This is a genomic window from Arthrobacter sp. B0316-5-4 (genome assembly GCF_059090325.1).
This window is the reverse complement of the sequence record NZ_JBNHFN010000002.1, coordinates 331298-344593: the sequence shown is the minus strand read 5'-3', so window position 1 is coordinate 344593 and position 13296 is coordinate 331298. Positions and strand designations below refer to the sequence as shown.

Genomic DNA, 13296 nt, shown 5'->3' with positions numbered 1-13296 from the left:
ACATATCTTCGAATGCGGTGTTGCGGGCGCCGGCTTTGCCGAAATCACCTTCACCACCAACGTGCTTGACCGCATTGACCAGCTAGCGGGACCGTGACAACGCAGAGACCGTGGATGTCGTCACCGCCCAGTTACGTGGCGAGGGCCCCGAGCTCCGGCCTACGGCAGCGACGCCTAAACGGAATAGTCAGTCCCCGCCGTCGGTTGTGTTGATGAACGAAGCGACGCCCCGCCCTACAGGAAGCACCCAGACATCACCATGAACCCGACACCCACGAAGACCTTGTCCGAAGTACTGGCTGACGCCGACACCGCTGGTCATGACCACGCGGCCACGGAGAAGGCCAGCGGCCTGCAGCACATCCACAACCACGCCACAGGGGCGATCGTGTGGTTCCCCACGTTGCAGACGTTCCGTCTGACCAGCGACTGGGCCGACGCCGTCGCCGAACAGGAAGCCAGTCTTGAAGCGGCCACGGCTGACGGAACCCCACTACAGGATGCGGCCTCCGGGTTGCTCGCAGAACGGCTTGACTCCCTGCTGGAACGCGCTGCGCAGTCCCCCGACGCCAACGCCTTTGTGGAGGAAAACCTCACGCCCCACCTGACCGAGACGTGGGCCATAGCCGACGCCGTAGCGCGGGCATCCGGATCCGGTCTCCGCGCGGAGACACCGCCCGCGGCCTTTTCCGGCTACCCGTATAACGTATATGCCCAGGACGGCGGAGCCTTTGCCACGGCACTCTGGAATGATGTGATCGATGCCCGCCGCCACAGTGCCTTAGCCGACGAGGCTGCGCGAAAAGCCCTGAAGCCGGTGTCCCGCAAAGCACTGAAGAACGCCGCCAGGAAGGCTGCGCGTCGCTGACGGCCCGGTGCTCGAGCGGGTCCCCTAGAGCATCTCTAGTCCGCGTTTGTGGGTGGGCGGAGGATGAGCGCTATCCAGGTCAGCCAAGTCGCGGGGAGTGAGCCGCACGTCGAGTGCCAGGTGACATTCCTGGACATGCTGCGGGCTTGAAGCTTTAGGAATTGCCAGGACGAGAGGCTGCCTGAGCACCCAGGCGAGGGCTATCTGCGCTGGACTGGTGCCATGTTCTGAAGCGATGCGGGCCAGCACAGGATCAGTCAGCATACGCCCCTGCTCCAGCGGCGAATACGCCATAACCGGGATACCCCTCCCGACGCAGTGCGGCAACAGGTCAAACTCGATGCCCCGGCGGGTCAGGTTGTACAGCCCCTGGTTGGTCGCAACGTCCTGGCCGCCGGGCGAGCCCGCAAGTTCTTCCATGTCCGCCACATCGAGGTTGCTGACGCCCCAGTAGCGGATTTTTCCGGCCCGCTGCAGGATTTCGAAGGCTTCGAGTGTTTCGGCCAAGGGAACTCCGCCCCGCCAATGCAGCAGATAGAGGTCGATGGTGTCCGTTCCCAAGCGGCGGAGACTACCCTCACAAGCGGTCATGGTTTCGCGCAAAGTGGCGTGATGCGGCAGGACCTTGGTGACCAGGAACGCTTCATGCCGCCGTGTTGCCAGCGCCGTTCCGACGAGTTCCTCGGCCGCACCATTACCATACATCTCCGCGGTATCCACTACGGACATTCCCAAGTCCAGGGCCGTATGGATCGCCGCTGTCTCTCGGGCGGCGTTGCCGGGGTGCTCCCCCATGCCCCAGGTTCCGATCCCGAGCACTGGGACAGCCTCACCGGACGGAAGAGCTATTTCGCGCATCGTAACTCCCGTCAGAAAATGCCCGTTCCCGTTGCCGGGATGCATCCCGGCTACGCCCTACTCCTCGCGGTCGATCTCCAAATAGCTAAGCCCGCTCAGATCCAACCAATATCTGGTCGGCGTCTGTACCAACCGCAGCAGGACGCCCTGGCAATCACGGCAACGCACCACTATTCCGGGCGCGTCGGTAAAGACCATGGCCGCCCCAAAGGCGCGTACTGCACCGCAGTGCCTGCAGCGCCCGAGCGCGGCGATGATGTCGATCCGAAAGATTTCGGACAGGGCGCCCGCCGCTGCGTTTCCGTCTACATACGGAATGGGCTCGTGGGGTCCTGCGTCGATGTCCTGATCCTCGGGTTCGGGGAAAACGAAGTTGTCGGCGCTGCTCACTGGATGCCTCCCGTCCCGCCAAACCGTTCGGTTCGTATCGACTCTGCCGAATAGCCAGCCATCACGAGCCAATCCGCTACGGCCTCCACGAATACCGTTTGGCCGCACACGAACACGTCGGGATTCTCCTCAGCAGGGAAGATCCTGGCCAAAAGGGTGTCGGCCGTGAGGCGGGCCGGCATGACCGGCCAGCCCTCCGGCGTCGAACGCGTATAAACATAGTCGACGGTCAACTTGGCCGATTCGCGCTCCAACCGGCGTAACTCCTCCCGGTAGAGCAACGTGTGGGGAGACTTGAGGGAGTACAGCAACCGGAATGGGGACGCGTTGCCGGAAGCCTGATGGGCGCGGATCATGGACATCAGTGGCACCACGCCGGACCCTCCCCCGATCAGCTGCACAGGGTTCTCCCTGCTGGGCCGCCAGACAAACCAGCCGCCTACGGGTCCGCGAATTTCCAACTGGTCCCCCACGGCCAGGTTGCGGACAAGATAGGGCGACACTTCGCCGTCGGGCAGTTCATCAACGGTAATTTCCAGATGCCCATCCATACCGGCAGACGCCACCGAGTAGGAGCGGATGGCGGTGTACCCGTCGTCGGCGGTAAGTCGGATGTCGATGTGCTGGCCCGCCAGGTGTCCCATCAGGCCCTCCACCCGGAGCCGTATGGTCCGCGCTGTGTCGGTTTCGTCCGTACCGCCGACCACTTCCGCGACCTGCCACATGGAGCTCACGGCAGGCGCCTCACGAGTACCGCTCCTCTCGCCACGGATTGCCGTGAAGGTGATAACCGTTTGATTCCCAGAAGCCGGGAACGTCCTCCCCCGTCAGTTCCAAGCCGTGAATCCATTTGGCGCTTTTCCAGAAATACAGGTGAGGCACCAGAAGTCGCGCCGGCCCGCCGTGGGCCCGCGCAAGCGGTTCTCCATCGAATTCCGACACCACCCACGCCTTCCCGCCGAGGAGATCCCACAGCGGAATGTTCGTTGTATAGCCGCCGAAGGAGTGTGCCGTGGCGAAGTCACTGGTCGTTTCGACGCTTTCGAAGAACGTATCCACCGGCACTCCCCGCCAGCTCGTTCCAAGCTTGGACCAACTGGTCACACAGTGAATGTCCTGGGTAATTTCCTCCTGCGGCAAAGCCATGAAGTCATCCCAGGACCAGGAATACCGCTGGCCTTCCTCCGTGGTGATGAAGAACTCCCATGTGTCTATGGGGATCAGCGGAGCGGGTCCCGCCGTCAGGACGGGGAAATCGTGTGTCTCATGCTGCCCGGGAGGCAGGGCAGTATTCTCCGACCGCCGTCCACGGAATCCGGACGAAATGATACCCATGATGCACCTCCGCAGTGGAGCTCCACCCGGCCAAAGGCCGTTGATTCCCCCACCATAGGGCAACCTTCAGCCGCGGTCCAGAGAGTCAGCGGGACTGGGTTTAGGCCGCCTTGGAAAGCGTTACGTAGCTGCCGCCATCAGGGCCGTCGGGAGCGCCGGGTACCATGACATAGCTGCCACGAGTAGCTGGAGACACTTTTCGGTTGCCGGGGACGGTGACGTAGGTAGCTTCACCACGGGCCCGGAAGCTGGCAGTGGAAAGCGTTACGTAGCTGCCGCCGAGCAGGGCGGTGTTGATGACGGTGACGGCCGTAGCCGTGTCACCGGCGGGTGTTGAGGTTGCGGGGCGTTCAGTCATTAAAGTCATGGGTTTTCCTTGGGGTTCAGGATCATGGCCAGTTGGGGATTCCAGTACCGCTCAAGCGGAAGGGTGTTTGCGGTCTTGTTGCGCGCCCAGCCGGCCCGGGAATGTTCACCGGTGCGGTACTCAAGGGCTGCTCTGGCCTATACCGAGTTTATCTTCTTATTTTGAATAGCTCACAATAACGTGGGGAGACTCACGTGAGGGATGAGCCGATTATCAAAAATATGTAGACCGGTCTATTATTTTCTTATGGCATCCAAAGGAAATCTGACAAAGGAACGGCTCACCGAGTCCATGCTCCAACTCATCCAGACCAGCGGCTACAGCGGCACGGGCCTGAATGCTGTGATCGAACATGCCGCAGCACCCAAAGGGTCGATCTACTTCCACTTCCCCGACGGGAAGGAGGGCCTGGGTGTCGCAGCAGTCGAACTCGCAGCGAAGCAGTTCGAGACGCTCATTGCAGAGGCTGCAGTTTCTGCGGGCGGTGCGGCGGAGGCCGCCCGCGCCGCAATCGAGGCCCTGGCGACCATCATCAGCGAGAGCAACTTCAGGTTGGGCTGCCCGGTCTCCGTCGTCACCCTGGAGATGGGCGCGGAGAGCGAGCGACTGCGGCAGGCGTGCGCCACCGCCTTCGAATCATGGATCACCCCAACCGCCGCGTTGCTCGAGGCAAACGGTCTTGGCGCCAAGGAGGCCCGATCCTTGGCAACGGTCATTGTGTCGACAATCGAGGGTGCAGTGATCGTCTCCCGCGCCATGCAGGACACCCAACCCTTGGCCTCGGCCGCTGATGTTGTGGCAGAGCTCATTAACCAGCGCCTCGAGAGCGTTGGGAGGACACGATGACAGCACACGTAGGCCCCCGTCACGCCTTGGTCTTCGGTGCCTCGGGGATGGTCGGCAGGCACCTCGTCCTAGCCCTTGCCCAAGCTGGCGCGAACGTCACGGCGGCAGTTCGGACTGTCGAGTCCGGAGAGCGTGTTGAGCAATGGCTGAGGCAGCATGGCCTAACACGGAGCATCCGCACGACGATCGTCGATTTCGATGCTCCGGAAATCGTCGCGGGCGGCCCTGCGGCGTTCCCGTACATCACCGAGATCCACAACTGCGCCGGGTCCTACCGCTTCGGCATGAGCCCCCAAGAGGCACGTAGCGCGAACGTTGGCATCGTCGAGAAGCTGATGGACTTCGCCGAGGACCTCCCTAAACTGCAGCGGGTGGTCCACGTGTCGGGCTACCGCGTCGGCGGACAGGACCCAACCACGGTTCCCTGGCCAGAAGACCACCGTACGGCGGCCTACAAGGAACTTGGCGCCTACGAAGCCTCAAAGGTGGAGTCCGACGCTATCTTCCAGGCCCGGGCCTTGGAGCTCGGGATCCCCTGGACCATTGTCAATCCATCCAGCGTGATCGGCGACAGCGTCACCGGCGAGTCCGATCAGTTCATCGGGCTGGCCAGTACTATCGAGCAGATCTGGGACGGCGCCGTATCCGCGCTGCCGGGAAACGAAACGACGTTCCTACCGGTCGTTACGGTCGACTACTTGGCGGCCTTCATGGCTACAGCAGCCGTAGATCCCAACGCTGCGGGCAAGGCCTATTGGATTCTCGACGACGCCACCCCGCCGCTGGCAGACCTGCTCACTCACGTCGGCCGGCACCTCGGTGCAAAGGTCCCGCGTTTAAGAATGCCCGTTGCTCTCATCAAGCGGCTCCCTCAGCGGATCACCAAGGCGGATCCCGAGACACTCACCTTCATGTCCGCCGACCGCTACCCGACCCAATCCGCCGTCGAGTTCGCCGACAACCACGGGATCCAGATGCCGGACGTGCTGGTGTCTCTCGAACGGTGGGCCGACTACCTGGCCGCGCATCGGTTTGGTGCCGGCAAGGCGGATGGCCGTCGATTCGTTGACGCCGGAGGCCTTCGGACATTCGAACTCGGCCTGCCCGGATCAAGCCGGGTGATCCTGCCCGGCTTGCCAGTCAACGCAGACACATGGGCCGAAGTGGCCTCGGGCATCGGAGCGCGGGCCGTCGACCTCCCCGGGCTCGGCCTCAGCGGCGGAACGGGCGCCCAGGACTGGGAACAGTGGCTGCCCGCCATCCTCGGTGGGGAACCTGCTGACCTCATCGGCCATTCCATCGGTGCGGCTGCGGCAGTAGTCGCGGCTGACCGATTCCCGGAGCGGGTCACGTCCCTCACCCTGATCGCACCGTTCTTCCTCCAAGCGCGAATGGGGGCTTCGGCCAGGCTGCGGCCGCTCGTACGTACATATTTACGGCACACCAACCCGGCGCGACTGTCGCACCAACTGACCGGATCAGAGGCGAGCGCCTCTGCCCTCGGCTCCAGCGTGGCGGACCTCAAGCGAAGCCGCGCCAAGGGAGTGGCCGAGCATCTTGCCCTCGCGGCCTCAAAGCAGTGGCGTGCCGAACTCCGGGAGGCACTTGGGCGATTCAGCGGGCCGGTCCGCATCATTACGGGAAGCGACGACCCGATCGCTCCGGGCACAGTTGGGCAGCTCGAGTCACTTCCCAATGTTGAACTCATTTCGGTGCCAGGCGCCGGGCACCATCCGCAACTGACGCATGGCGATGCTCTCGTGGACCTGCTCAAAGGACCCCTGACGCGAGGGCATACCCGGAGTTTCAGCGCTGCCACGGATACGCTCATCCACGGCGGCCCATAACGCACAACAAGGGGATGGGCCAGCACGCGCTGGCCCATCCCCCGCCGTGACAACCCCCAAAGGCGAGTGCGCAGAGTCAGCCCTACAGGTTCATGCGTACCATGCACCTAATCGTCATGTCGGTAGTACATCGCGGTCATGGCCCTATCAGGATCCAGCCGATGAAGGATGCCTTCGGTGATCTCGGTGAGCTGGGCTATCTGCTCCGGAGTGAGGGCGTCGATTACGTGTTTGCGAACGTTCGCCACGTGCCCCGGAGCGGTCTGCTCGACTTTATGCCACCCATCCAGGGTAAGCCGGGCATTGGTAGCGCGTCCGTCCTCCGGGCAGGGGAAGCGTTCCACCATTTTCCGCTCCTCGAGCCGACGAACCACATGGGACAGCCGAGGCAGAGTTGCGTTTGTCTGGGCGGCGAGGGCCGTCATCCGCAAGGTCTTCTGCGGAGCCTCCGAAAGCATTGCAAGGACGTAGTACTCGAAGTTCGTGAGATCGGCGTCGCGTCGCAGCTGGGAGTCCAACACATTGGGCAGCAGCTCGACGACGGCCGCCAACCTCACCCACGCCGCCGCCTGCTCTTTCGTCAACCAGATCTCGTTCATGGGAAAAATTATGTCGCCTTTTACTTGTAACGACAACCAACGACTGATAATTTAGTTGTAGCAACAACCAATACCAGCGAAACAATCGAAAGGTACGTCATGACTCACGTAAGCATCATCGGAGGCGGCAACATGGGTCCGGCCATTGCCGAGGTTGTCACCCGCGGAGGGAACACGGCCGACATTTACACCAGCGCGGACCTGGACAAGCCGATTGCCGGAGACGTAGTAGTCCTGGCCGTTCCTTACCCTGCTCTTTCAACAGTGCTCGGCCAGCGCGCGCCTCAGCTTGAAGGCAAAATCGTTGTAGACATCACGAATCCCCTGAACTTCGAAACCTATGATTCGCTGACAGTTCCGGCCGATGCATCGGCAACCTCAGAGCTGGCCGCGGCGCTGCCGAACTCACGGGTGATCAAGGCCTTCAACACCAACTTTGCCGCAACCCTTGCGTCCGGCCAGGTCAACGACCAGCCCACCACTGTCCTCATCGCAGGAGATGACGCAGGGGCTAAGTCCTTGCTCACTGACGTCGTTACGGCTGGTGGCCTGCGTGTAGCTGACGCTGGTTCCCTGCGCCGCGCCCGTGAGCTTGAAGCACTGGGTTTTCTGCAGATCACACTCGCGGCGTCGGAACAGACGTCCTGGTCTGCCGGCTTCGCCCTCATGAACTAGGCGCACCCGGCACATGAGCACGCTACTCACCCCCACCGTCGCCTGGCACGCTTCGAATGGAGATGCAGGCCAGCCATTGGTGGTGCTTCTCCATGGTCGCGGCTCCCGCGAAACGGAAATCATCGGCCTCGCTGACTACCTCCCCCGGGAAGCCACCTATGTGGCCGTTCGCGCCCCGATCCCAGAAGGACCCGGATACGCATGGTTCGCCAATCGCGGTATAGGTCGACCGCTGGCCGAATCGTTGGCAGAAAACATGGACTGGTTCCGAACCTGGCTCGACGAATCAGCCCAGCCAGGACGGCCAGTGCTGCTGATCGGATTCAGCGGTGGCGCCGCATTCGCCGGAGGTCTCATCCTGGACGACCCCAGCCGATTTGCGGGTGCAGCCATCCTTCATGGAACGCTCCCATTTGATGCCGGCGTACCAACAACCCCTGGCCGCCTGAAGGACAAGCCCGTACTTGTAGCCCAAAGCGATGGAGACCGAGTAATCCCTGCTGAGCTTTTGGCCCGCACCTGGGACTACCTCACCGGCGAATCAGAAGCCCGGGCAACAACAAACAGGTCCACGGGTGGACACAGCATTGATTCCTCGGACGTCAAGGCGCTTGCGGCATGGATCACCGACGTGGTCGGCCAACCAGCTGTTCGGGAAAAAGAGGTCTAGAACCTGAGGTCGCGCGGCCCCGCAAACCCGTTACCAGCGGGGAAGGACCGGGAGGGGACCTTCGGTCTCGATGAATCCGGCATCGCCGCGGGCCAACCATTTCAGGAGCCCCTCCCGGTCGGACTCAACGCGCAGGGCGCCGTCGCCGATCACCCATTCGTCGCGTTCCTCAGTGACCAGGGTCATTCCTGGGGCTCCCTTGGCACGCATCGTGCGCACCACGGCTTCGATGGCGTTCAACAGCGAATCCGGGTCGGCTTCCTCGATGGTCCAGGCAGTTTCCAGGTCATGGTGGTGCACCACCACCTCGGAGACCCGCAGGGCGACGATCGAGGTGGCCGGCAACTCCCGGCCGCCAACCGCTACTTGCGGCGCTGCAAGCTCCCCCGTCAGGCGCTGGGCCTCAACGGCGAATGCGGCAGCCGAATCCCGAACTGCGTCCAGGAGATCTTCGCGCGACAGGGCAGCAAGGGCGGCAATAGCCTCCGTCCGCGCTTCAGGCGAAGGGTACAACTGTCGCTCCTCCCCGGTCACGGCCCAGTCGATCAGCCCCAGCAGGGCCCGTCCGCTGGATGCGACGTGGGCGATCACCTGGGCGCGGGTCCACCCTTCACACAGCGAAGGAGCAGCAAGCTCTTCGTCAGACAAGGAGGAGGCCGTGGCCAGGAACATCTCCGTCTCCCGGCCGAGGCGGGACAGGTCAGAGTGCAGCCGTGCTGGATTAATCATCACGCCAGAATAGCCGCGGCGCCCTGCTCCGGCCACGGTAACGGCCCGCTTATTTCATACCGTCCACCTATGGACTAAGACCCTCGGCGTCACCGCTGCCAGCAAGCCCAATCGAAGGGCGCATTTGCCCTGTTCCTGCTTGATCCATCGCGAATGCAGCCCCTTTGATACACGCACAACGCCCAATGCACCCCCGGCGGGAAACCGGGCATTTACCGCATATGCCCTGCGTCACATTGCCTGTCAGGCTGGATTGCCAGGGCCGGAGCGCGGATCGAAACGAACGCTGCACGGCCTTCCCAGCTCTCGAGAGGACACACGACCATGACATTGCCGTTCCCACAATCCACGATTTCCGGAGAGCCGGGCAGGGAGGCCAGGACAGCCAACTGGGTGGCTTTCATCATCTGCGGGGCCCTCTTGTTTGATGGCTACGACTTGGTGGTCTACGGCACCGTCCTTCCTGGACTGCTCGCTGACGCAGGCCAAATTGGACACTTCGATGCAGCCATGGCCGGACTCCTGGGATCCTGGGCCCTTATCGGTGTGCTGGTGGGGTCACTGGCATGCGGGGCTGTCGGCGACTTCTTCGGCCGGCGCCGGCTGATGCTCGCGGGCATCGCATGGTTCTCCCTGGGTATGTTTGCCACTGCCCTCGCCACCAACGTCGCCGCCTTCGGCGCCCTCCGCTTTGCGACAGGACTGGGCCTGGGCGTCGTCATCGCCAGCGCCGGCGCCACCATGGCCGAGTTCGCACCCGCGGGACGCCGGCAGTTCTACAACGCGATCGTTTACTCGGGGGTACCCGCGGGTGGTGTGCTCGCGTCCGTACTGGGAATCGCATTCCTGGACAGCATCGGCTGGCGGGGTCTGTTCATCACCGGTTCCCTCCCCCTCCTGATCATCCTGCCCCTTGCCTGGCGGAAGCTTCCGGAATCACCGCGGTGGCTGCTGGCCCGGGGACGGGACGAGGAGGCTTTGGCCGCCGCATGGCGCACCGGGGTTCCACTCGCCGAAGAGCAGGTGATCCGGGAAGCCGGCGCCGCCCCGCGGAAGTCCGGGTTCGCCGCCGTCTTCTCCCGCCAGTTCGCAGTGGCGTCCATCATGCTGGGACTGATGTCCTTTTGCGGTCTCCTCCTGACTTATGGACTCAACACCTGGCTTCCCAAAATCATGGAGGGTTACGGATACGGCAGGACCTACGCCCTCTTCTTCCCACTTGCCTTGAATCTCGGGGCCGTTGTGGGTGGATTGGCGGCTTCCCGCATGGCCGACCGGAACGGACCCCAACGGGTTATCGCTGCCACGTTCGCTTTGGCCACCGCGTCCCTGGGACTGATGACCTTCAGCTTTCCGCTTCCGCTTCTCTTCACCTTCATCGCCACCGCAGGAGTGGGTACCCTGGGCACCCAAGTGCTGGTCTATGGTTTCCAGTCCAACTACTTCACCACCAATGCCCGCGCGGCTGGCGTCGCCTGGTGCGCCAGCGTGGGCCGGCTGGGCGGAGTGTTGGGTCCGATCATCGGCGGTTGGCTCGCCGCTGCGGGCATCGGCGGTGCCACCGCCTTCTACATCTACGGTGCGGTGGCACTGATCGGCGGCGCGGTCACCATTCTGGTACCCCGCCAGCACATGCAGGAAATAGTTGTGGCCGCCGCGAAGGAGCGAGAAGATTACGTCGAAAAAATATCTTAGTGGAGCCTTTTATGGTTATTCTATGAATCAATGAGGTTGCAACGCTCCTCATCCCGCACCCCAGGAAGAGGTAGCACGGCAATGGAGATCCGGCAGCTGAAGTACTTCATTGCGGTCGCTGAGGAGCGACACTTCGGCAGGGCGGCCAAGCGCCTGCATATGGCGCAGCCGCCCCTGTCACAGCAAATCCGCCAACTGGAGGACCAGCTCGCCGTCCAGCTCTTCAACCGAACCACCCGGCGGGTGGACCTGACGGCGGCAGGCCAGCTTCTACTGGACCGCGGACGGCAGATCGTCAACGACGTCGAGACGCTCCAGGCGGATGTTTACCAGGTGGGTAAGGGCGCTACCGGCGTCCTCAGGGTGGGGTTTTCCGGGTCGGCAACCTACGGGGTCATGCCCCGGATCGCGCGACTCACGAAACAGGTCCTTCCCGGTTTATCGCTGGAGCTGAACGGCGAGATGCTCACGCCGTCCATGGAAGCCGGGCTGCGGAACGGGACCTTGGACGCGGCACTGCTGCGTCCCCCCGTTGCGTCCGAGGAGATCGACTACCGCGTCGTCACCCAGGAGCCACTCGTCGTCGCGCTTCCTTCCTTCAGCGCGCTGGCGGTGGACCGGCCTGTGGCCATGCACGAATTGCAGGACCAGGACTTCATCGCCTACGCACCCGAGTCCGTCCTGAACCGTATTACCTCGGACCTCTGCCGCCAGGCAGGCTTCGTGCCCCGGATCGCCCAGGTGGTTGGTGAGACCTCGACGATGCTCGCGTTCGTGGCCGCGGGCAGCGGCATCGCCATCATGCCGTCCAGCGTGCGTTCCTTCCAGCTCGACGGCGTCGCTTACCGGGGAATCGACAATGTTCCACAGGTGGAACTCGCGGTTGCCTGGATGCGGGGCCACCCGTCCGCCCTCCTGCAAAACTTCCTGGACATCGTGGCCACGGCAACCGCCGACGCCTCGTCCCCCGCTTCTGCTGATGAAAGGCCCCTCCCATCATGAAGATCGCAGCCATCAAGGCGATCCCCTACTCGATCCCGTACCGCCACCCCCTCCACTTCGCGTCCGGCTCCGTACACGAGGCCGATCACGTCCTGGTCCGGGTCCACACCGATGATGGTGTGGTGGGAACCGCGGACACCCCGCCCCGCCCCTACACCTATGGCGAGACACAGAAGTCCATCGTCGCGGTGATCCAGGACATCTTCGCTCCGCAACTGGTAGGCACCGAAGTCTTTGATCGTGAAAAGATCCAGGCCGTCCTGGCCCGGACCATCCACAACCAGACGGCCAAAGGCGCGGTGGACATAGCCGTGTGGGACGTTATCGGCAAGACGCTGGGGCAGCCGGTCACCAAACTGCTGGGCGGCTATACCGACTCGCTGCGGAAAGGGATGACGTCGCTGACCATCTCGTCGAGCAGGAGACGGCCCTGGAGGTACAGGCGCGCAAATTCTGTAATGTCCTGGTGCGATTGGCCCGAGCCCATGTAGGAGCCGATCAGGCGCTTCTCGCCGAAGAAGAAGTCCGACGCCGGCAGGCTGAGGTTTGTGCCGTCCGGCGCGATCCCCACCAGGCAGGCAGTGCCCCTTTCACGGACCACAGCGAGTGCGGCAGCCGCCGTCCGCGCGTTTCCCACGGCCTCAAAGGAGTAGTCCACGCCGTCACCCAGGATTCTGCGTATCTCGTTGGCAACATCGGTCGAGCCGTTAACAGAATGCGTGGCTCCGTATCGGCGCGCGGCGGCGAGCCGGGCGTCGTCGAGATCCACCGCAACAATCGCCGAGGCACCTGCAAGCCGTGCCCCTTGGATGATTGCCGAGCCCACGCCGCCACAACCGATGACAGCAACCGTGGAGCCGGGCCGCACCTCAGCAGCGCGGAACACGGCACCAACACCTGTGATGATGCAGCACGAGAGCAAACACCCAACGTGCAGCCCCACACCATCCGGAAGCTTTACCAGTGAGTTCTCGCGCATCAGGGTGTGGCGTGAAAAGGCCCCAACATCACCGAGCCGTTCAACGGCTTTGCCCCCTGGCAACTGGAAAGCCGGACGCGGCCGCTGCCGGATGAGTGATGTGCGTTGGCATTGGGTGGGATGGCCCGCCTCGCAATTGCGGCATAGTCCGCAGGACGGTGTGAGCGCGCCAACGACGCGGTCACCGGGCTGCAGGGACGTCACCGCCGAGCCGACGGATTCGACGACGCCTGCCACTTCGTGCCCTACTACCACCGGCAAACCCGTCGGGACTGCTCCGTTCATGTAATGCAGATCGCTGTGGCACAAGCCCACGTGCGAGACCGCAACCCGGACTTCATTGGCTTCCGGATCATCCACGTGGATCCTGGTCAGTGCCAGCGGCTCGTTCACCGCTGTGAGAAGTGCTGCTTCGGTGGTGATCACCATGATCTCC

General features: G+C 63.2%; 15 protein-coding genes and 1 pseudogene. 8 read left to right on the top strand and 8 right to left on the bottom strand.

What is annotated here, in order from left to right; genetic code table 11:
* Positions 1–259 precede the first annotated feature (259 nt).
* On the top strand, positions 260–868 hold the full coding sequence (locus AC5RU9_RS05920; RefSeq protein ID WP_494015708.1) for a hypothetical protein: 609 nt from the start codon (positions 260–262) through the stop codon (positions 866–868).
* Between the two features lie 24 nt (positions 869–892).
* Here AC5RU9_RS05920 and AC5RU9_RS05915 read toward each other — a convergent pair whose 3' ends face one another.
* The 5 genes from AC5RU9_RS05915 to AC5RU9_RS05895 all read right to left on the bottom strand — a co-directional run bounded on the left by AC5RU9_RS05915 (position 893) and on the right by AC5RU9_RS05895 (position 3818).
* Entirely contained in the window at positions 893–1726 is an 834-nt protein-coding gene (locus AC5RU9_RS05915; protein WP_494015707.1) for an aldo/keto reductase, read from the bottom strand.
* A 57-nt stretch (positions 1727–1783) separates the two neighbouring features.
* Positions 1784–2116, bottom strand: coding sequence for a DUF6510 family protein (locus tag AC5RU9_RS05910; RefSeq protein WP_307843800.1), 333 nt, complete (start codon positions 2114–2116; stop codon positions 1784–1786).
* On the bottom strand, positions 2113–2841 hold the full coding sequence (locus AC5RU9_RS05905) for an FAD-binding oxidoreductase (RefSeq protein WP_494016062.1): 729 nt from the start codon (positions 2839–2841) through the stop codon (positions 2113–2115). The genes AC5RU9_RS05910 and AC5RU9_RS05905 overlap by 4 nt, the downstream gene beginning before the upstream one ends.
* Positions 2842–2860: 19 nt before the next feature.
* Complete coding sequence (locus tag AC5RU9_RS05900) at positions 2861–3451, bottom strand: molybdopterin-dependent oxidoreductase (protein WP_494015706.1); 591 nt, start codon at positions 3449–3451, stop codon at positions 2861–2863.
* Between the two features lie 100 nt (positions 3452–3551).
* Positions 3552–3818: a hypothetical protein gene (locus tag AC5RU9_RS05895; protein ID WP_494015705.1), complete on the bottom strand. Its 267-nt coding sequence runs from the start codon at positions 3816–3818 to the stop codon at positions 3552–3554.
* Positions 3819–4064: 246 nt separating this feature from the next.
* Here AC5RU9_RS05895 and AC5RU9_RS05890 point away from each other — a divergent pair, with 246 nt between their 5' ends.
* Both AC5RU9_RS05890 and AC5RU9_RS05885 read left to right on the top strand, forming a co-directional pair.
* Entirely contained in the window at positions 4065–4664 is a 600-nt protein-coding gene (locus AC5RU9_RS05890; protein WP_494015704.1) for a TetR/AcrR family transcriptional regulator, read from the top strand.
* Entirely contained in the window at positions 4661–6511 is a 1851-nt protein-coding gene (locus tag AC5RU9_RS05885) for an alpha/beta fold hydrolase (RefSeq protein ID WP_494015703.1), read from the top strand. Before AC5RU9_RS05890 ends, AC5RU9_RS05885 begins: the two co-directional genes overlap by 4 nt.
* A gap of 107 nt (positions 6512–6618) precedes the next feature.
* Here AC5RU9_RS05885 and AC5RU9_RS05880 read toward each other — a convergent pair whose 3' ends face one another.
* Positions 6619–7110: a MarR family winged helix-turn-helix transcriptional regulator gene (locus AC5RU9_RS05880; protein WP_494015702.1), complete on the bottom strand. Its 492-nt coding sequence runs from the start codon at positions 7108–7110 to the stop codon at positions 6619–6621.
* Between the two features lie 99 nt (positions 7111–7209).
* On the opposite strand from AC5RU9_RS05880, the gene AC5RU9_RS05875 reads away from it, so the two are divergent.
* Together AC5RU9_RS05875 and AC5RU9_RS05870 are read left to right on the top strand one after the other, a co-directional pair.
* Entirely contained in the window at positions 7210–7785 is a 576-nt protein-coding gene (locus tag AC5RU9_RS05875) for an NADPH-dependent F420 reductase (RefSeq protein WP_494015701.1), read from the top strand.
* A gap of 13 nt (positions 7786–7798) precedes the next feature.
* A complete protein-coding gene (locus tag AC5RU9_RS05870) occupies positions 7799–8455 on the top strand; it encodes an alpha/beta hydrolase (protein WP_494015700.1) in 657 nt (218 codons plus the stop codon).
* 30 nt (positions 8456–8485) lie between these two features.
* On the opposite strand, the gene AC5RU9_RS05865 is transcribed toward AC5RU9_RS05870, so the two are convergent.
* Entirely contained in the window at positions 8486–9184 is a 699-nt protein-coding gene (locus AC5RU9_RS05865; protein ID WP_494015699.1) for a maleylpyruvate isomerase family mycothiol-dependent enzyme, read from the bottom strand.
* 324 nt (positions 9185–9508) lie between these two features.
* Here AC5RU9_RS05865 and AC5RU9_RS05860 point away from each other — a divergent pair, with 324 nt between their 5' ends.
* The 3 genes and pseudogenes from AC5RU9_RS05860 to AC5RU9_RS05850 form a co-directional block, all read left to right on the top strand.
* The gene (locus AC5RU9_RS05860) at positions 9509–10879 is read left to right on the top strand and encodes an MFS transporter (protein WP_494015698.1); all 1371 of its coding nucleotides are present in this window, start codon (positions 9509–9511) and stop codon (positions 10877–10879) included.
* 81 nt (positions 10880–10960) lie between these two features.
* Entirely contained in the window at positions 10961–11881 is a 921-nt protein-coding gene (locus AC5RU9_RS05855; RefSeq protein WP_494015697.1) for a LysR substrate-binding domain-containing protein, read from the top strand.
* Positions 11878–12267 (top strand): annotated as a pseudogene (locus tag AC5RU9_RS05850) (enolase); the annotation flags it as partial. The gene AC5RU9_RS05855 and the pseudogene AC5RU9_RS05850, both read left to right, overlap by 4 nt.
* Here the strand turns inward: AC5RU9_RS05850 and AC5RU9_RS05845 are convergent.
* Positions 12249–13289 (bottom strand): zinc-binding dehydrogenase, encoded by a 1041-nt coding sequence (locus AC5RU9_RS05845; RefSeq protein ID WP_494015696.1) that lies wholly within the window; start codon positions 13287–13289, stop codon positions 12249–12251. The pseudogene AC5RU9_RS05850 and the gene AC5RU9_RS05845 overlap by 19 nt on opposite strands.
* Positions 13290–13296: the final 7 nt, after the last annotated feature.

Coding starts and splice junctions, on each gene's coding strand:
- AC5RU9_RS05920 (WP_494015708.1), top strand. CDS start 260: ATGAACCCGACACCCACGAAGACCTTGTCCGAAGTACTGGCTGACGCC.
- AC5RU9_RS05915 (WP_494015707.1), bottom strand. CDS start 1,726: ATGCGCGAAATAGCTCTTCCGTCCGGTGAGGCTGTCCCAGTGCTCGGG.
- AC5RU9_RS05905 (WP_494016062.1), bottom strand. CDS start 2,841: ATGTGGCAGGTCGCGGAAGTGGTCGGCGGTACGGACGAAACCGACACA.
- AC5RU9_RS05900 (WP_494015706.1), bottom strand. CDS start 3,451: ATGGGTATCATTTCGTCCGGATTCCGTGGACGGCGGTCGGAGAATACT.
- AC5RU9_RS05895 (WP_494015705.1), bottom strand. CDS start 3,818: ATGACTTTAATGACTGAACGCCCCGCAACCTCAACACCCGCCGGTGAC.
- AC5RU9_RS05890 (WP_494015704.1), top strand. CDS start 4,065: ATGGCATCCAAAGGAAATCTGACAAAGGAACGGCTCACCGAGTCCATG.
- AC5RU9_RS05885 (WP_494015703.1), top strand. CDS start 4,661: ATGACAGCACACGTAGGCCCCCGTCACGCCTTGGTCTTCGGTGCCTCG.
- AC5RU9_RS05880 (WP_494015702.1), bottom strand. CDS start 7,110: ATGAACGAGATCTGGTTGACGAAAGAGCAGGCGGCGGCGTGGGTGAGG.
- AC5RU9_RS05875 (WP_494015701.1), top strand. CDS start 7,210: ATGACTCACGTAAGCATCATCGGAGGCGGCAACATGGGTCCGGCCATT.
- AC5RU9_RS05870 (WP_494015700.1), top strand. CDS start 7,799: ATGAGCACGCTACTCACCCCCACCGTCGCCTGGCACGCTTCGAATGGA.
- AC5RU9_RS05865 (WP_494015699.1), bottom strand. CDS start 9,184: ATGATTAATCCAGCACGGCTGCACTCTGACCTGTCCCGCCTCGGCCGG.
- AC5RU9_RS05860 (WP_494015698.1), top strand. CDS start 9,509: ATGACATTGCCGTTCCCACAATCCACGATTTCCGGAGAGCCGGGCAGG.
- AC5RU9_RS05855 (WP_494015697.1), top strand. CDS start 10,961: ATGGAGATCCGGCAGCTGAAGTACTTCATTGCGGTCGCTGAGGAGCGA.
- AC5RU9_RS05845 (WP_494015696.1), bottom strand. CDS start 13,289: ATGGTGATCACCACCGAAGCAGCACTTCTCACAGCGGTGAACGAGCCG.